The organism is Bradyrhizobium sp. CCBAU 25338 (assembly GCF_028128965.1).
In the GTDB taxonomy this organism is placed as follows: domain Bacteria; phylum Pseudomonadota; class Alphaproteobacteria; order Rhizobiales; family Xanthobacteraceae; genus Bradyrhizobium; species Bradyrhizobium liaoningense.
Map to the genome: position 1 here is coordinate 415,936 of NZ_LFKY01000039.1, position 17,761 is coordinate 433,696.

The 17,761-nt window shown below is 58.0% G+C and carries 18 protein-coding genes and 2 pseudogenes; 10 read left to right on the forward strand and 10 right to left on the reverse strand.

The window, feature by feature from the left end:
- The first annotated feature begins 119 nt into the window (after positions 1–119).
- Positions 120–446 (forward strand): hypothetical protein, encoded by a 327-nt coding sequence (locus ACM42_RS24070; RefSeq protein WP_271530249.1) that lies wholly within the window; start codon positions 120–122, stop codon positions 444–446.
- 553 nt (positions 447–999) lie between these two features.
- Here ACM42_RS24070 and ACM42_RS24075 read toward each other — a convergent pair.
- Together ACM42_RS24075 and ACM42_RS24080 are read right to left on the reverse strand one after the other, a co-directional pair.
- Complete coding sequence (locus ACM42_RS24075) at positions 1,000–1,404, reverse strand: hypothetical protein (RefSeq protein WP_271530250.1); 405 nt, start codon at positions 1,402–1,404, stop codon at positions 1,000–1,002.
- An 18-nt stretch (positions 1,405–1,422) separates the two neighbouring features.
- Positions 1,423–1,644 (reverse strand): hypothetical protein, encoded by a 222-nt coding sequence (locus tag ACM42_RS24080; protein ID WP_128948395.1) that lies wholly within the window; start codon positions 1,642–1,644, stop codon positions 1,423–1,425.
- 820 nt (positions 1,645–2,464) lie between these two features.
- Between ACM42_RS24080 and ACM42_RS24085 the strand changes: the two genes are divergently transcribed.
- The 4 genes from ACM42_RS24085 (at position 2,465) to ACM42_RS24100 (ending at position 5,210) form a co-directional block, all read left to right on the forward strand.
- Positions 2,465–3,238 (forward strand): hypothetical protein, encoded by a 774-nt coding sequence (locus ACM42_RS24085; protein WP_128948394.1) that lies wholly within the window; start codon positions 2,465–2,467, stop codon positions 3,236–3,238.
- A complete protein-coding gene (locus ACM42_RS24090) occupies positions 3,225–3,782 on the forward strand; it encodes a type II toxin-antitoxin system VapC family toxin (protein WP_128948393.1) in 558 nt (185 codons plus the stop codon). The genes ACM42_RS24085 and ACM42_RS24090 overlap by 14 nt, the downstream gene beginning before the upstream one ends.
- Before the next feature lie 117 nt (positions 3,783–3,899).
- The gene (locus ACM42_RS24095) at positions 3,900–4,595 is read left to right on the forward strand and encodes a hypothetical protein (protein ID WP_271530251.1); all 696 of its coding nucleotides are present in this window, start codon (positions 3,900–3,902) and stop codon (positions 4,593–4,595) included.
- 342 nt (positions 4,596–4,937) lie between these two features.
- Positions 4,938–5,210 (forward strand): hypothetical protein, encoded by a 273-nt coding sequence (locus ACM42_RS24100; protein ID WP_164937379.1) that lies wholly within the window; start codon positions 4,938–4,940, stop codon positions 5,208–5,210.
- A gap of 227 nt (positions 5,211–5,437) precedes the next feature.
- Here ACM42_RS24100 and ACM42_RS24110 read toward each other — a convergent pair whose 3' ends face one another.
- The 7 genes and pseudogenes from ACM42_RS24110 to ACM42_RS38515 form a co-directional block, all read right to left on the reverse strand.
- Positions 5,438–5,668, reverse strand: a complete 231-nt coding sequence (locus ACM42_RS24110; protein WP_128948391.1) for a hypothetical protein — start codon at positions 5,666–5,668, stop codon at positions 5,438–5,440.
- 52 nt (positions 5,669–5,720) lie between these two features.
- Positions 5,721–6,956, reverse strand: a pseudogene (tnpC, locus tag ACM42_RS24115) (IS66 family transposase); the annotation flags it as partial.
- A 226-nt stretch (positions 6,957–7,182) separates the two neighbouring features.
- A complete protein-coding gene (locus ACM42_RS24120; protein ID WP_128948390.1) occupies positions 7,183–7,869 on the reverse strand; it encodes a hypothetical protein in 687 nt (228 codons plus the stop codon).
- Positions 7,870–9,008: 1,139 nt separating this feature from the next.
- Positions 9,009–9,176 (reverse strand): hypothetical protein, encoded by a 168-nt coding sequence (locus tag ACM42_RS24125; protein WP_164937378.1) that lies wholly within the window; start codon positions 9,174–9,176, stop codon positions 9,009–9,011.
- A gap of 522 nt (positions 9,177–9,698) precedes the next feature.
- Positions 9,699–9,998 (reverse strand): annotated as a pseudogene (locus ACM42_RS24130) (SOS response-associated peptidase family protein); the annotation flags it as partial.
- Positions 9,999–10,015: 17 nt separating this feature from the next.
- Positions 10,016–10,438, reverse strand: a complete 423-nt coding sequence (locus ACM42_RS24135; protein ID WP_128948389.1) for a hypothetical protein — start codon at positions 10,436–10,438, stop codon at positions 10,016–10,018.
- A 103-nt stretch (positions 10,439–10,541) separates the two neighbouring features.
- Complete coding sequence (locus tag ACM42_RS38515; RefSeq protein WP_333921836.1) at positions 10,542–10,904, reverse strand: excalibur calcium-binding domain-containing protein; 363 nt, start codon at positions 10,902–10,904, stop codon at positions 10,542–10,544.
- A 537-nt stretch (positions 10,905–11,441) separates the two neighbouring features.
- On the opposite strand from ACM42_RS38515, the gene ACM42_RS24145 reads away from it, so the two are divergent.
- The 5 genes from ACM42_RS24145 (at position 11,442) to ACM42_RS24165 (ending at position 17,339) form a co-directional block, all read left to right on the forward strand.
- Complete coding sequence (locus tag ACM42_RS24145) at positions 11,442–12,419, forward strand: hypothetical protein (RefSeq protein WP_128948388.1); 978 nt, start codon at positions 11,442–11,444, stop codon at positions 12,417–12,419.
- A gap of 178 nt (positions 12,420–12,597) precedes the next feature.
- Entirely contained in the window at positions 12,598–12,828 is a 231-nt protein-coding gene (locus ACM42_RS24150) for a hypothetical protein (RefSeq protein WP_128948387.1), read from the forward strand.
- Positions 12,829–14,100: 1,272 nt separating this feature from the next.
- Positions 14,101–14,334: a hypothetical protein gene (locus ACM42_RS24155; protein WP_128948386.1), complete on the forward strand. Its 234-nt coding sequence runs from the start codon at positions 14,101–14,103 to the stop codon at positions 14,332–14,334.
- A gap of 1,062 nt (positions 14,335–15,396) precedes the next feature.
- Positions 15,397–16,026, forward strand: a complete 630-nt coding sequence (locus ACM42_RS24160) for an FMN-binding negative transcriptional regulator (protein ID WP_128948385.1) — start codon at positions 15,397–15,399, stop codon at positions 16,024–16,026.
- A 395-nt stretch (positions 16,027–16,421) separates the two neighbouring features.
- Positions 16,422–17,339: a TauD/TfdA dioxygenase family protein gene (locus ACM42_RS24165; protein WP_128948384.1), complete on the forward strand. Its 918-nt coding sequence runs from the start codon at positions 16,422–16,424 to the stop codon at positions 17,337–17,339.
- 175 nt (positions 17,340–17,514) lie between these two features.
- Here ACM42_RS24165 and ACM42_RS24170 read toward each other — a convergent pair whose 3' ends face one another.
- Complete coding sequence (locus tag ACM42_RS24170) at positions 17,515–17,757, reverse strand: DUF2274 domain-containing protein (RefSeq protein ID WP_128948383.1); 243 nt, start codon at positions 17,755–17,757, stop codon at positions 17,515–17,517.
- Between the last annotated feature and the right edge of the window lie 4 nt (positions 17,758–17,761).

Consider the following 17,761-nt stretch of genomic DNA (forward strand, 5'->3'; position numbering starts at 1 on the left):
CCGCCATTTCCATGCAGAGCATGGAGCTAGATCATGAGCAGGCACCTGAGGCGAGCCCATCGCGCGCGCGGCGGCGGCCTTCACCATCGCGCGCCACTTCGCGCTGTGACGGATTTCGCATGACATCGGACCCCGAGGAGTCGGTGCGGCTGCAGGGCTACGGCGAGATGACGTTGCGCACGGCCGTCGAGACGTTGATGCTGCTCGCGCCGCGCGAGCGATCCGAGGCCGCCGTCTTCCGGGTCCGTGATGATGTACGTCTGGCGCAAAGCGAAATCGCCGAGCTCGCATCAAGCTGGGGCATCGAGCCGGCGCCCAACGTGCGATCGCCGAGCCTGGTCCCGGAGCAGCACTGGCAAGACGTCGTCCGCGGCATGGTGCGCGAAGCGCCGCTGCCGTCGCTGATGGTGGCGTTTCTGGTGGGCGTGCTGGTGGCGCGGCGGTAGCCGAGTCTCGGCTGCCGCGCAGCGACAAGTTAGACAAATCATCGGTGTCGGCGAAAGAGCCATGCCGCCGCGACAAGCCGCCCTGCCCGGCCAAATCGGCCGTGGACCCGCCCCGAAAATCGTTGCAAAAAGGCGCTCCCAAGGCGCCGGCGGCCGGTCCGCCAAGTCTCTGGAAAACGTCGATTTTTGGAAGAATGGTCGGAGTGGCAGGATTCGAACCTGCGACCCCTGCGTCCCGAACGCAGCGTATATCCTCTAAGTTATTGATTTTTCTCGGCATGGCGTCCGTTTTCGACACGCTTTGTTCACGGTCGTTTCGCCTAATTCGTTGCGATTTCGTTGCGGCCGTTCTCGCCGAGAACGGCGCCCACTGGGTTCGGATTTTTGCCTGGGGTTGCGGGTATCCGGTTCTTGGAGTTTCACCGGGTCCGAAGGCGAAGACCAGCACACCCCTGAGCAATCTCCTTCGCGCGGGCCCTGTATATGCGGTCTATTGGCACCGTCGCACTGAGCTATAGTCGAGATGCGCCAGGCTTCTTCTGAAAGGACGCTGCTAGGAAGCGTTCGCCCTCGCCCATTCGCGCGCCTCGCGCCGGCGCTCGCGACGTTCGCGCCGCCGCCTGGCCCGTTCGGCGGGCTGCGGGAGCGGTGGCACTGGCGCATCCTCTTGCTCGGCCGGTCCCGACTCCATCGGCGGCTCGGCGGCGGGGCGGGTCTCCATGAATTCCAGCACGACGCGCCCCTTGGCGGTGATCTTCCGGCCGCCGTCTTCGCGCTCAATGAGGCCTTGCGAAAAGATGTCGAGTTCCGGAATGCGCTCAGCCATCCGCTTGGTGCGATTGGCCCAATCGCGACCGCTGGTCGCCAAGATCGCCATGTCGCGCTTGAGGTCGGCCATCACGGCAAATCCGCCCGGGTAGCTCACCAGGATCTTTAGTACCGTGACCTGGAAATTCACCCCCGCCCCCTCGGCCGGTCAGCGCCACATCGTCGGCGCTTGCGAGAGAGCTTGGCGAACAAACTGCTTGAGGCGGTCCGGCGATGTGTCGCCTCTGGTCGCAGCTTCCAGAATTTTCGACGCCACGTGGGTACGGGCTCCGGTCTCGGCCCGGAAGACTTTTTCACAGACCTCGTCCAGAACCGCGCGCAAAAGCGCGGTGGTGGGGAACCCCCAGAAGAAAAAACTATCGTAACGCAATCGCGGCGGCGTCGAATTTAAGAGTGTTCAAAATCTCGCGAACTCTACACCACGGCTTGGACTTGGCAATAACAGCGCGAGCAACATGAGATGATAGCCATGCGAGCAACATGAGATGATAGCCATATTCCCCCGCCTCCGGATGTTCCGTTCTCCTCCGGAGAACTGCGGTGTGCGCTAGTGAATACACCTAGGCGCCTGTTCCTCGCGGACTGACCATCGCCGGGTCCGGTGCCATCGAGCCGCTGCCGTCGGGAGGCTTCGCCTCGGCCATCTCTTTTCAGGTCCGGAGCCTTCTCGACCAGGCCATCCGCGACGTCAGGGTCGGTGGAGCGTGTAAATGCAGGCTGGCCCTGCAGTCGTTGCCCTCTGCCAAATCGCCCAAGAGCCCAAGACTTCGCACTGTTCGTTGACCTGGATCGGCTTGTATTGTTTCGTCGCGACATGGACCAGCCAATCTTCGCTTCCGCACACGTGCCAATCGCCGTAATCGATGCACCGGTGATGTATCTCGCGGTCGGCAAATTCGGTAAGGCTTTCAAGGCTTCCTGCCCGGCTCCAGGATCAGGACAGAGGTGCGGCCAGAGTCGTTCCTGACCGTCGGGGGTTCGAGTCAGTGGAGCGCTACGAACGGTCCCCCACCCAATTCGAACCATTGTTTTCAAAGACTTACCGGGCGGCCTGACTTAAGTACCCCGCGTCCGGCCTGGCGCAGGGCGATTGCGCGCCCTGCTCTACTTTCGTCGGTTCGCGCCCGCATTGGTAGTAATATTAAGGCGGCTCTGCTTTACTGGCCTGCGCCCCTTAAGAGTTGACGCCGATGGCAAAGCCTCCGAACAAAGCGACCCGCCCGCACGGCAGCGAATATCAATTCAGGATTGACGCCTATAGCCCGGCAACCATGCCGATGGGACGGCTAGCTCAGTACATGGCAGAATTAGCAACGCTACTTGGCGAGCGGGACGCGGTGCACTTTCGAGGCCTCACAAAGGGCAGCACGATCCTAAACGCGCGTGTTGACCGGGAGGCCATGCCGAAGGTCCGCGCACGCGTGGTAGCCGTACGCGCGGGGGATGCTAGCGGAGACACCCTCCGGGCCTTCAACAGCCTGAACAAGCTTCTTAAGGCCGACAACGCGGTCGGCGTGCTGCGAGACGCCGCGCCCCGTGGGGTTATTATCCGCTTCCCCGGGCGCGAGGCGGTGGAGGATAGATTCACCGTCAAACAGCAAGGCTCGATTGACGGCATTGTCACCGGCATTCGCGGCAAAGACAGCTCCATCCACATAACGCTGCAATCCGAAACTCAACAGATAAGCGGCTGCGAAACCACACGCGCCATAGCCAAACAGCTCGGGGCTAAGCTCTTCGAGCCTGTGCGACTGTTCGGCAAGGGCAAGTGGACTCGCGATGCGGACGGCACTTGGACACTTGAGAGCTTCCGGGTGGAGAGCTTTGAAGCTCTCCGCGAGACTCAGCTTACCGACGCGCTCGCGGCTCTACGCGACATTCCCACCGAATGGGGAGACGACGCATATCAAGAGCTGATCGATATGCGAAAGGGACCGGGAGGCAGCAAGAATGGTGGTCATTGACTCCACGAATCTCTTGCTGTTGCTGCGCCCAGGTACCCGCATTCCGAATGGAGCGGACGGCGCGCCCATCACCCGCCCTCGGGATAGAATCCAGTACTTGGTGCACCGACTGAGTCAGGACAAATCGAAAATCATCATACCGACGCCCGCGCTCAGCGAGGCCCTAGTCACAGCCGGGCCGGAAGCCTCTCAGAAAATCGTAGAGGACTTGCAGAAGTACGCCGTGTTCGCAATCGAGCCATTTGATACCCGCGCTGCTTTGGAAGCCGCAGCGATGCTGCGCACAGCGCTCGCAAACGGGAATAAGCGAGGGCCAACAAAAGCCCCTTGGCAGAAGGTGAAAGTCGACCGTCAGATTGTTGCCATCGCGAGGGTTCACGGCGCGACCGAAATTTACTCCGACGATGGAGACGTTGCCGCGCTCGGGGCGCTCGCGAAGATCAAGGTCATTAGCTTGTCTGATTTACCCCTGCCGCCTGAAAAGGCTCAGCTCAGTTTAGAACTCGAACCGGCCGCTGATCGCGCGACAACCGCCGAAGATTAAGGCCTCGCGGACCAGCCATAAGAACAAACGAATTCGCTTGATGGCGCGGGCGAAGCTGAGAAGCAACTGCGCCGCGAGATTGTAGCTTGAATTGAATGCGGGGGCTGATCGTCTACCATGGCATTGAGCACGGAAGAGATAATCGAAGGAGCTTTTTTGGAAGTCTGCCCACCGTCAGAGGCAGTCGAGTGGCTGAAACGAAGGCGAGAGAGCGCGAGCAAAACGCCGCTTCTCATGCGCGACGACAACAAGCACCAAGAAGAAATCCTCTACCTCCGCAATGACGCATTCATTGAGTTCGGCCTAGCCCGTTACGGCGTTAACGCAGGCGTCGCGCAACGAATATACGAACGGGAACACCGGGGCATCCGTTGCACGCTCCTAGCTAGTTTTCCAAGCGGTGGGTTTGACCCCTTTGGTGATCGATTTTTACTTCACGCTTCTTTGCCTACTGACACCCAGGAGCTTTGCGCGCTATTTTCGAATTCAACATTAAGCGACAGCATCCTCGAAAAACTTCTCGAACGAAAATCCCCCTTCGATTCATTGAGCGATGAAACGTTCGAGTCGGCCATCATCGCACTCGCAAAAAATCCCCGCATGTCCACTCCGTACGATGAAACATATTTGGACGGATACAGCGATTATTCGTATCACAAGGTCTTTTCCTGCGCGTGGCAGCTAGCAGCAACAGTCCCCGTTACACCCCGGTGGGCGAGTGTCTTGTACTACCTCTTGAACGCATGCCATCCCGCGCGTGGTGTGGAAGCGCCGATCAAGTGGACGCGGGATACTTTCTACGCTCGCGGCTAGCTGACTTGCTGAAGGCGGACGAAGCGCTACTTGGCGCCCGTGATCCGGCTCTACGGTCTTCCTTTTATCGCCGCTTCAGGCCGACCGACTTCCCGTCGTGGTCCAAGTTCGCGGACTCAGACCGAGAGCACTTCTTGGATTCTGCTCTCCACAATCATAATCTTTGGCGAGCTGAGAGCGACCGAGAAACGCTGAGCCAGCTAAGCTGGAACCACCCAGACCCTCAATCAGACTTGATGATGGTCAATCAATTTCGAGCGGTTGAAGGACGCATGCGGCAGCAACACCCCGACTGGTTTAACGGGGACGAGTGAACAGCGCGCGTGGAAAGAGAGATAGAGTATGAGACTGTTCAATCGTCTGTCACGTCTCGGACGGGCTTACAGGAAGTTGCCCGAACATCATAACTTCGCTGAACTTGCAGACAATATAGACGCGTTCGCAAACCATCTTCTTGACCGCGCCATAGGCAAGAATTTTGGCGGAGAAAGCTATTTGAATGCACCTAATACGTGGGAATGGAAACTGGGCCGCGACTTAAAGACCTTGGTGGAATACGCCCGCAGCTATGTGCCCAAAGATGTTGACGGGTTGCATCGAACACGGCGCGATTAGCGCGCTCGCCACTTTAACGCCGCAGCGATAAGGCAAGCTGTCGTCACCCCGGCAGAGCTGCGAGGTTTCAGGCGCATCAATCCCCCACAGCCGTATACGGGTGCCGTGAATCTCTAGCGTGTCGCCATCAATGAGGCTGGCCTGTCCCAATAGGTCTTTTGCAAAAGCGGGATGCAAAAACAGTAAGCGCTGTTCCGAACACACGGGTTCGAGACGTTAGCTGATCTCTATGTTTTTCGTTTGTGGAGGGCTGCCAGCCGTTCCGCCTCAGCTAGTGCCGCAGTTTTGGTTTTAAACGGACCAACGTCGTGTTCTTGCGTGTCGGGCAGCCAAGCAGGCAAGAACCACCAACCGCCCGGGCGGTAACTCGTGCTGTTCCTAATCGACCCGATTTGTTCGGCTATAAACCAACCGGGATCTACCCCGTCCTGTTGCCACAAGATGTTCTTGTCGCTCATCGGCGCGCCTCAAGAATGTCGGTTGGTCGATTTTCTTCGCCCAGGCCGGATTCTAGCCGTTTCCGTAGGCCCATGGCAACAAACTGTCGAGTTGGCGGTTCGTGTGACCGTTGACGATCCTGGTGAGCACATCGGTGATGTAGGCCAGCGGATCAATGTGATTCAGCTTACAGGTTTCGATCAAGGAGGCGATGACGGCCCAGTGTTGGGCACCGCCGTCAGAACCTGCGAACAGTGCGTTTTTCCGATTGAGCGTGATCGGGCGGATCGAGCGCTCGACGTTGTTGTTGTCGAGCTCGATATGGCCATCTTCGATGAAGCGCGTCAGGCCCTCCCAGCGTGAGAGCGCATACCGAATGGCATCGGCCAGCTTACCCTTTTGGCTGATCAAACCGAGTTTCGTTCGCAGCCACCTTTGGAATGCGTCGGCGAGCGCCCGGCTCTTCTGTTGTCGAACGAGATGTCGCTCGTCGGCGCTGCGACCACGGATTTCCTTCTCGATGGCATAGAACTCGGCGATATGCTTGAGCGCCTCGCTTGCAATAGGCGCGGGACCGGGGGCGGCAAGTTCGTAGAAGTTGCGCCGCATGTGCGACCAGCAGAATGCAAGCTGAACGTCGCCACGCTCGGCGAGCTTGCCATAGCCGACATAGCCGTCGACCTGCAGGATTCCCTTGAAGCCTGCCAGATGGGCGATCGGTCGATCGGCCTTGCGATCGGGGGCATAGACATAGGCGACGCCCGGTGGATCGGCACCGCCCCACGGCCGGTCGTCCGCCGCATAGGCCCAGAGCTGGCCGGTCTTGGTACGCCCGCGGCCGGGATCGAGCACCGGCATCGCCGTCTCGTCGGCGAACAGCTTGGGCCGTTGCCTGAGCTTGCCGAGGAGGCGCTCATGCAACGGACGCAGGTGGAAGGCTGCTTGCCCCACCCAGTCCGCCAGCGTCGAACGATCGAGCTCAATGCCCTGGCGGGCGTAAATCTGCGCCTGCCGGTAGAGTGGCAGGTGATCGGCATATTTGGACACCAGAACCTGGGCGACGGTTGCTTCGGTCGGCAGTCCGCCCTCGATCGACCGCGCCGGGGCCGGCGCTTGCATGACACCATCCTCGCAAGCACGGCAGGCATATTTGGGACGCCGGGTCACGAGGATCCGGAACTGCGCCGGGACTAGGTCGAGCCGCTCGCTTCTATCCTCGCCGATCCGGTGTAACTCGCCCTGGCAGCAGGGACAGGTCTTGTCCTCGATGTCGACGACGACCTCGATCCGTGGCAGGTGCGCCGGCACGCACCGAATCTCTCAGCAGATGCGGCCAGCTTAGACGCTGCTGCCGATCAGGCAATCGCAGCTTGCGGCGCGCCCGCGAAGCTGTGAAGGCGCTGTTGATTGCGAATGAGTTCTTAGAGCGCGAGATGGAAGAGCGGGTGTCGCGCGGGTACATTCGAGGCGTCAAGCACGGTAGGTTCAATACATATTCGGGCTGAGCACATGAAGCGTGACATCGATGAGGCCACTAAGCTTTGAACGGTGTATCAGGGTAATCAGGATAATCTCTGTCGAGCTCCTTCAACAACTCTCCACGGAGTATCCCCCAGAGTGCTAATATTGTATCCCGTGCGATTTCGGAGTCTTGCGACGTTATCGAACTGCCGTAGCCCAAGCGTGAGATGACGGCAGAAATCTGCTTTAGACTTTCGAATGGATAAAGACCGATAGATTTCTTTTCTGGGAAGCCGTACGTCGCCAACGCACTTGCGCAGGCGCTTAGTGATTTAGCATGTTGAATGGCCAAAACGAATTTTCTGGTTTCATGGGACAAAGCTGTGCGCTCTTCCCCTACATTCCGAAACGCACCCCGTACATCATCTATTCGGCAACTTAGGCTGTGCATGACCTTCGCGTATTCAGCCTGCGTGTGCGTTGGCGAATGCGTGTACTGTATTGAGTCCTGAACTGTAACCACAATTTTCTGCCACACATCAAAGAGGGCTTTCGTGAAAGCAACCCTCCGCTGAACGCAGAACGCGAGCCAAGCAGCCCCGATAGGAATCAAAACCGCAGGAACGACCCGCAGGGCGCTGCTATATGGGTCGCTAGCATTTGGGTTACCCCAACAACTAGCGGCTAACGAAAGTAGGGAAAGTAGGAGCACTATTAAGATCGTTCCGATGACTTGCTGCTTGAAGGTTTTGCCTGTCATGGGCCGCCTCCCGGATGGCTGCTCGCGTAGCCTATCTTACGGAGGCCTCGCCTTCAATTGCGGCGAGCGATTTTTGCTCGGGACAATCGCGTACCCGCCTGTTACCGCGAGTGCGAAAGCGCCGGTAACCCGTCAAAGCTCATGGCGTTCAACTAGGCCGGTTGTCGGGAGCGCTCTTGGACGCTTCAACGAACGCGCGTCCCACATCCCCTAGTTCAGCCTTAAATTCAATCTCCATCTGCTCGTCCGGTCCCTTGCGGACGCGCACTAAGTGGCGTCGGCCTTCGTCGAGAGCAGACGCAAGGGTGTCTTGCATCTGCTCCGCGGTCAGGCCCCGGCCCCATATGTGCCGCGTGACTACCAGCTCCATGAGTCGAGCTAGGTCTTCTCGATTACCGTCCGTTCGATCTGCTCCGGACATTCTCGCAGCCACTCAAATACACCTTCGAGACCGTACGACTGTTCGATTGCGGGATCGCCCGGCAGGGAGCCTGCCACCCTCAGGACGAAATCAACGTCAGACTTACGGTACATCCGGTCTTGCAGCTCGTATTCTTCACGCGTGACGGGATTACAGTCGTGGTAGTGCCTTGTAGCGATTAGTTGCATTCCCCTTGCCCCATACCCTCGGTTTGATAAATGACCCGCCCTGGAATCAGCGGCTCGACCGACTTTTGTGCGAACTGACCCGGATCGACAACGGCTTTATTTTTCGCGTGCGAGGGCTTCGCTACCTAGACGACGCGCGTGTCACAACGATAATAGGCGCCCAGAACGTAAGGTTTGTGAGGCGACAAACCTTACAGACTGTCAGGCATCGTACCTCACGAGGCCTGAGCATGCCGCCCGCTTGGGGCAGCGCTTAAGCAGTTCTCGCGAACGACGACGCCCCAGGCACCGCTCTAGGAACAACGGCCCGCAGTACGTCACCACGGCCTGCACCGCGTCGCGCGGAACGTACTGTCGGCGCGAAGCCACGTAAGCCAAGCCGGGCAAGATCATGTCCGGCAGCGAGTCAATTAGCACGAGAGCATCAATCGAGGTCTGACATTCACGCAGCCTCGCGAGCGCAGGCACGAGGATGTCCAGCGACGCTTCATACGTTGCGCCCCGCCGGGGCGCGTACTGGATTCGCTCCACTAGAACTCCCCCTTTGCAATGCCGAGCTGAACCACGTTGACTTCGATCCGCGAAACACCATCGGGCTTCGCGTCCCTCACTTCATATAGGGCGCGATTGCAAAGGCGCATGATGCGGTAACCCTGCATGAGCGGGAACGGCAACTCCTTAACGTCCTCGAACGTCATGTTCGATTTCTTCGTCGCCACCGCAGCGAGGTCGTTAAGATGCGTCGCTTTTGTCTGAGCATCGGACGGACTATCGAAGTGAACGCCATACTGAAGCGTTGGTAGCGGGGGAGCGCTACCTGCGTTCCCCCCGACACAGCTAACCTGAGTATCTGGTATCCATCGGTGAATGACGTCCACACCGGATCGAGGGCGGCGCGATCGGATAGAAAACCCGCCTAATCCTCAGGCTGCTTCGAGCTGCCTGTGTACGCCTTCTTCTTCACTTTAGAGATGAGCATGCCCCCTTAGAGTGGAAATCAAACTCTCGTCGCAGAACTGATGTGTAATCCATGCGCCCCAGAACATAGTCGATCAAGTTCTGCAAAAGGACCGCCTCGTTTAATATCTCACTTTGCGATTTGTTCTTTATCGCCCAGATCATGAGGGAAATAATGTAACCGCTCCGCCGCAATCCCGCCCGCTGTAGTTGCTCCATCAGCCGTCGATAGATTTCAGTTGCGGCTTCGTCGGAAGCGGTTATTCGGCGAAGCTGTTGAACGGCACAAGGCAACGGTTCTCGGGCTTTAGCCAGCCGCGCCAATGTGGTGATGACGTATTACGGATGTTAGTAACTGGCGGGCCACCCGCGCGCGGCGGCGGCGGCATGCCCCAGCGCATGAGCGTCATCTCAGTCCCGCCTTCCGTGTTGCGGATCACCGGCACCGGGTAGTCCGGAAAGACTCCGGGCATTGGCTGTAGGTTGCCGACGTAGCGGTTGACCACGCGGAAGAGCGCGAGGATGGCGGCTTGGTTGGTGGTGATGCTGTAAAGGTTGCACATGTGGGCAAACAACAAGGTCAGTTATTCAGCTTTCGGCACAATACCTGAACGGCCACGAAGCACCCGATGCAATATGGCTTAGCCGTGTTACCGTAGTTGCGGACGCCCACGACGTAAGAGCCTTTTGGACAAGTCGCCGTGACTGGCCCATAACCGCCGTTGACGTTTTTGGGGTCCAAGGGACCAGGATCCTGGCCCCACTCGCCAAGGCGAGCTATTTGGTAATCGTTGTAGAGTATTGTGATAGCGCCATTCAGGAAGCCAGATATGGTCACAGCCGCAATGATGGTGATGACCATAGAGCGAGGAATGCCCTTCTTGGCAATCGATCTTGTGATTGGCGCAACATTCAGGATTAGCCAGCCGCCAAGGGCGAGAATTCCCCATTTCAAAGCCTCAACGATCAGCGCTTTTATCAGTTCGTAGGTAAGCTCCCACATTTACCTCCTCCCGTTTCAACATGTTTCCGGCTGGGGGCCCCATTAAATGTCTTGGAGCTCAGCCTTGGGCCGCTAGAGAATTGGCCGAAACACGAACCTTAAACTACCGCGACGGCCATGGCTCACAAGCAACTCCGTCCCTGTCGCGATCATGATGTCTCCAGTACCCCGGCTCTCCCAGCCTCGCCGGTGCCAAGCCAAACAAGCGGGCAAACTCACAGTTGGGCGCGGACGCGATATGTCTGAGCGTTGTCGTGACCGGCCAAGGGCTCGAAGCCAAGACCCCGAAGACCGCAACAGCTAGTGTAACGGCTGAGATCGCCATCGCCGCGTTCATGACACGGCGCAGCTTGATAGCACGATCATGACGCGACGACACCGCACGGAACCTGCGCTGCAAGTTGCGCAGTCGCTGTTCAGGACCGGGACCGGGGCGAACCGGATTGAGGTTCGGAAGGTGCGGCATGGCCAAACCAAGGAAGTGCTATACAAAAGCGTCTGACTGAAAAAAGTCTATTCCAAGTAGCTTGGTAGCAATGTCTCTGCCAGAGGTTGTGGAGCCTAGCCCACAGCCCATTAGTCCGCGCTCACGAAGTCGCCCTCGCAAATCAGGCGAGAATGCCTATTTTTCCCGCATGCGTTCATTCGAATTTTGCCTGCCAACCAAAGGCACCACGGTCCCGAACGGCCCAGATTGGCTCCATGAGGTGAAGTACGACGGATATCGCCTCCGCATGGAGCGCGACGGCGATCGCGTGCGCCTCATCACGCGCATGGGACGCGCGCGTTAGCTGCGCGTGTTGCGATGAGGTCTTTCAGTCGATCCCTGGGGCGAGTTTTTGGGTTCGCGGCATTTTTCCAACACGCGGGGCGACCTGCCGTTGATGTACACGCATCCGTTGCCGCAATGTCAAGTACTAAGAATAGTTACGTTCGCCCTTGACGAGCGGTGAGCGGCGCTCAAGCATTGGTTGTTTAATCATCTCATGCGGAGGTTAGGAAAATGACCCGCCTCAGTGCGTTCCTTTGCGCTATGTGCGCAAGCGCCGTCGCATTGTTTGCTTTCACAAACTACGCAGAAGCGCAATGTGACCCGCGAGCTTTCTTGGTTCAAGAGATGAAGGACATTCGCGCCACGGGAGAAACCGAGCTGGCCTTTGTTCTTACCGCAAGTCAGGAGGAATTCGATCAAGCAAAAAAGAGCGGCGCCTTGAGTGGTTCCTATGGGTTGATTTCCGGCTCGGGCAGCTACGCTGAAGCCAAGGAAAAAGCTGTTCGGATAGCTCAAGCTACGAAATTTGACTACCGCAGCTCCTATGCGACAAGCTATTTTTCACAAACTTACTCGGCGCGAGCCATAGCCGCTTACGAAAGCTGCCTCAATCACAAATCGGCGGGGCTGCCTATCTGGTTGCGCAGTAGAGAGGGAGATTTTCTCACGTTCGAGGCGTTCTGGGTTGGAAGAAACCTCGACGATGCAAATGCAAACTATGATGCACCACCTCTCGTAAAAGGTGGCACCCTAGTCAGCAAGCCCGAGAAGTGGACTCAGGGAAAAACGGAGCAAATAGTCATTGAGCGTACTGGCAACGGCGATGTTTTTCTTCAGCTAAAGGTCGGCGGTGAAACGAACTCCAAGGTCATCGTAAGGGATCCGCCCCAGGTTGTATGGGATACTCAGCCTGTAACCTCGGATACCGTAATGAAGACCTGTTCGCACGGCCCCAACCCGGGTTGCAGCGCCGGACAGGTGGGGGACTGCATCCATCCAAAGCACCCGGGCGGCTACTTTGTTCAAAAAACTCGCTCAGTGACGCAGTTTTCGAGTTCCGACCCGGGGCGGTATTCCGAGCAATATGATCAGGATACCCCAGCAAAGGTTTGCGTCAAAATAACGCAAAGCACGGGTGCTTGCGAAGTCACTCAATGCGCGCAGGGCCGCCTCACAGCGAACGAAACATTTCCTAGAGCCGCTGAATAGATGAAGAACGGATTTGCGCGTGCTTCCTAGGCAACGGCCCCGACGATATTGCACGTCGGGGCCCTTCAAGGTCATCAAGCCGGTTACATCCGCTGTGCCTTTTGATCCCCGATGTCGTCGATTACCGCACGCGATCTGGTGCAGAACGTCGCACGGCTGCCGTATCAGCGTGGATCACATGCTGCACGAAAGCGCTCGGCCGCCAACTCGGCCGCGGATCGTTGACTGCTTCGTAGTTGCCGGCATACCGCCGGAGCAGCTCGTCGCCCGCATGCAGGAACTTGAGGCAGAGAAGATCATGGTCGCAGCCGGGCTCGAAAGCGCCAAAGAAGGCGACAACATCATCGCCCTGCCCCCAAGGCGCTCGACCGCTACAAGCGCGCCGTTGTGGAACTGGCTACAGAGTTGAAGCGCGGTGCCCCGACCGAGTTCGCGGCCATCCGCGAATTGGTGACGGCCATTGTCGTGCATGCCAGTCCCAGCCGACCGGGCGGTGCCGGGACAAAGGCTAATGCCGAGGATGACCGGAGTGTGCGGATTGATATCAAGGGGCGGCTAGCGGCCCTCTGCGGCAATCCAGCCCTATTCCCAAACATGGCTATGTCGGGGGGATCGTTGATAGCGGGGGAGCGCTACCGCCTTTCCCCACACTCACCACACCTAAGATACCTTATCAAGTCCTGCGCCTAAGCCAGAGCAGCTCAAACAACGCTCACCAAAGTCATTGTCGCCCGTAGTTCCGGTGCCGATCGAAGGTCCGAACGGGTCGATCGTGTCGTTTTGGGTCTGTATCGATCAACTCCGGTCCTCCCCGGGGAGCGGATATTCCCTCGGCCGAGGCGAGCCGGCGAGCGTGATTCCCTTGTGTTGACGCAAATCATGACGAGGTCAATCAATGGTGGGCCGCGCCTGAAGAGTAACAAAGGTCAACTGTTCTACGAGGTTCTTCTCAGCGACCGCGATTCCAAGATCATCTAGTGCTTGCCGTATCGCCCAGCGTACCGTCGGAGATCGTGTAGCTGAAGCTGTCCAAGGCGAGTTGCCCCTGCCCCAGGTCGGGGAACGCGCCATTGGCTTTGGACACCACGTTTCCATCGATGCAATCTCCCGTACCCCTCCTTCAACAACCCTACACCATGGCCTCTCGACCTTTCTGGGTCAGAGGCGCATTCTTGTGGACGTCCATTTAGTTCGTGCGATAACGAGGCAAGCAGCGTTAACCGAAACCGACGAAACCTGATCCGCCGCGACCTGACGTCGGCGCAGCGCGAAGCTGATCGCGAAGCGGAAGGCGGCTCATGAAGGGATGCATCCGGAGACGCAGCACAGCGGGGATCCATCGCCGATCAAACCGCCAAAATGGCGGTTTGATCGGCGTGATGGATACCGGCAAAGAGCAGGACACCGCCTCGGACCGTCGAGCGCGATATTACGCGCGGCCGGAAACTAGGCCCCGATCTGGACCGTATCGCCGGGACGTCGCTGCACAAGCGCGCCCAAGTGGACGCCTAGCGGCGCTGCCCGACCGAGGCGAAACCATCGCCGGGCCGCTGCCGGCATTCGGATGCGGGCGTGGCTTTCTGGGGTCCGTGCAGAAAGACGGCGCAGGACGCCCCGTCGACGCTGCTGATCCTCAGGGTCGCAATGCTAGGAAGTTCGTAGGCAATTTGCTGGGGGCAAAATGGTCAAGGCATTTCGCAATACGGCGATGGCACTCACTTTTGTCGTGGTCGCCGGCAGCAATATCTATTGGAATTTCACGAACGACTACATCGCCTGCGGCCTTGCGCTGGCCGCTGGGGTCGCCGCCGCCTTTTGTGTTGAGCGTGCCTTCATCAAGTGGTCCCATCGCGAGATGGTCCGCATCCACGGTCCTGACTGGAGTTCGGCGAAGGACCAACAGCCCGGCGGATGAGGCGGATCCGCGGCCGTTCAGCATCGAGACGGTTGCAGCAGACTTCGATGGCGGCGGCTCTGCTGCCGTTCGCTGCGACTGGAAACGGTTAGACATTTAGCGCAGTGTAATTACGCTCCGAAGTTGCAAGCAGGCTTGTCACCATTCGGACTAACTAAGATCGGAGTAGCAGCGATGCCCCGAAAAAACGGTTCTAACGTTTTGACTGCCGCAACAGGAGTAGCGCTTCTCATTTTGGGAATAGCCATTCTTGGTTCCTTCGTTGTCGATATAAGAGCTAATCGCGTCGTCGTTAACGGCGGCGCGTGCGTACTATTTGGATTGGTTCTTTTGTGGTGGACCTTGGTGAAAACGGAAGCTGGGGGATCGGCTTCGAAACCGTGACCATGACGGTCACAGTGGTGACGGCGGTGATCGCAATTTTGGCGTTAAACGTCGTCCCGTGAGTGCGCGATAGAGTATAGGCTCACTATAAGCCAGAACGGCCGCGATGCCGACCTGGCGTGCGCCGCGTTTCAGCCTGCCGAGTTACAGGCGACGACGTCATTACTCGTCGTCCAGATCCAAGAGGTTCTCGCAAAACGTGTCGCCGGTTTCAGCGCGCCGTTCAGGATCATTTCGGCGATGCGGCCCGGGTACATCGAGTGTCGCGCCGCAAGGCGCCGCGTTGGGGCGCGACCAACTGGAGCAGGGCAGCAACCTCACCCGTTTGCGTCTTGAGCATAGGGCGATAAGTGAACGACATTAGGACCTCAATTCATTTGCAAGATATGTGAACAACGCGGAAGGCAGATCCGATGCGGGCCCGCCGGGTGGGCGCAGGTGATGAATCGCGGTGGCCGTGCCCGCGATCGAGCCGCGGATAGTCTTACCCAGCTTGCCCCAGCTGATCGGAAGAAGCTCTGCTAGCACTGCAGCAATGACGATAATCAGCGTTGATTGCTCAACTCGACGGGGCCAGGACGTAGTGGTTTTGAAACACGGTTAGGGGAACGACTGAAACTGGCAGTTTTCTAGCATATTGATTTAGGTTTATCTCCACGCTGCCAGTGGAGAGCCTTCATGTACATACCAGTCCCGTTTCGAGACGACGACATCGAGAACATTCGAGCGACAATCCGCTGCGCCCGATTGGCCAACCTGATCACGGCGACATCAGATGGGCCACTTGCGACCCCTCTTCCGCTCTTCCTCAATGAGAGCGAAGGCGAACACGGCGCGCTGTACGGGCATCTGGCGAAGGGCAATCCACAATGGCGCACGGCCCCGATTGGAGAAGCTCTGGCGATCTTTACTGGCGCGGACGCTTATGTGACGCCATCCTGGTATCCCAGCAAGCGACAAGCTGAACATGTGGTTCCGACATGGAATTACATCGCGGTCCACGCCCATGGGCCGATTGAGTTCTTCGAGGATCCCAATCGCCTGCTCGAGATCGTGACGCGTCTGACGAATATCCATGAGACGTCACGTGCGACGCCCTGGGCGGTCAGCGATGCGCCCGCGGATTTCATAACCGCCCAGTTGCGTGAAATCGTCGGCGTGCGCATCCCGATCACCAAAGTCGAAGGCAAGCGCAAGATGAGCCAAAACCGCCCCGCGGCAGATCGCATTGGTGTCGCCACCGGCCTAGCGGCGAGCAAACTGGCGCGGGACCAGGAAGTCGCAGCTCTTATCCCGATTCAGGACTGAAACACAAATGTGCATGACCAGCCAACAGCGCCGCTCGACCTGATGTTGCATCTACAGCTCTCCCAGGCTCCAGCGGTCGGGCCATCGATTACCTCGCGAAATTCACTAACGGAACAGTCAGCTCGGACTTACCGCACTGTTTAGAAACAGTTGTCCGTATTCTGACAGAGGCACAAGCTGGTGTCAGATCCAGTACAGCGCGCATAGTAAGCTAAAGTCCATTCGGCATAGCTTTCCCAGCGTCGCCTGGCATGCCCAACCATCGGCTCAGTTTATGGCTCGCGCCAAATACCACCGTTCGTTCAGTGCGCATTGACGGGTACTTGGCACGATGCTTGCTGAAGATTACTCGCTTCAAGAGGCGAGGAAGAGCGGCCAGGACTTGGAAAAGCAAGATGAGCGCAATGGCTTTGATCGGTGGCTTCATCCCGAGCACAGATGTTGTGAAACGTGCAGCGCGCATCGGTGCCGAAGTCAAAAATATCAAACTATCAGGCGATCTACCGGATCACGCGATCGCCGCGATCAGCAGCTTATTGCTCGAGCACAAGGTGATCTTCTTCCGCAATCAAGGACATCTCAATGACGCCGAGCAGGAGCGCTTTGCCGCTCGCCTCGGAAAGCTAGTGCCACATCCGATGCTCGGTGCTACCAAGGGGATGGGGTCGCTCCTCGAGTTGGATTCCACTCGCGGCGGCGGTCGCGCCGACGTTTGGCATGCAGATGGGACTTTCGCCGACGCCTATCCCAAGATTTTGGTCCTACGGGCAGTAGTAATGCCAACGTTCGGAGGCGACACCCTGTGGTCGAACACAGCTGCCGCTTATCTTGATCTGCCGCCGCCGCTACAACGGCTTGCCGAGGGCCTATGGGCCGTTCACAGCAATGTTTTCGATTACGCCGGGATGGCACGTGTCCGCGATGTCGACAAAAAACACTTTGACGAGGTGTTCACCAGAACAGTTTTCGAGGCCGAGCATCCCGTCGTACGCGTCCATCCCGAAACAGGCGAGCGGACGCTAGTGCTCGGCGCCTTGGTGAAGCACTTTGTTGGGGTCTCCAAATACGACGGACAAAAACTATTTGATCTTTTCCAGTCGCACATCACCGCACCCGAAAACACCGTGCGCTGGAATTGGTTAGAGGACGATATTGCGATATGGGATAACCGGGCAACGCAGCATTACGCGGTCAACGACTACGGGGACCAGCGTCGCATCGTACGTCGGGCCACGATCGAGGGTGACGTGCCTGTCAGCGTCGATGGCCGGAGTAGTGTAACGCGCCTGAAGGTAACGAATAGCCGCACCTAGACTCCAGCACTCTCGCGTCTGAAAACAGAGAGAACCCGGTAATCGGAGTTGTTCCGGGCAGACGCGGGAACACACTTTCCGATACGATATCCAGCTGTTAGCGCCAACTCGGCAGCGCCTGGGTTGATTACGGAACTATTTTGCGTCGACCAACAGCTTCGGGGACGCTTAAGCGTCACTGTCCTTCGTCAGTGGAGGGGGCGTGGCCTTCACGTTTCAGTTTAGAAAATCCTCGATCCGTCGCCATAAAGCGCGCCAACATGAGCGCGATGAGTTTAGTCGGATCGACCACTTGACCACCCTGACGCGTAAGCGCTTCTGCATATGCAATGAGATCACGATGCACGGCCGCAGGCAGTTCTGTGCTCACTTTGACGGGCTTGTCGTCTGGAAGCTCTCCTATTTTGAGTTTCGGCATGTTG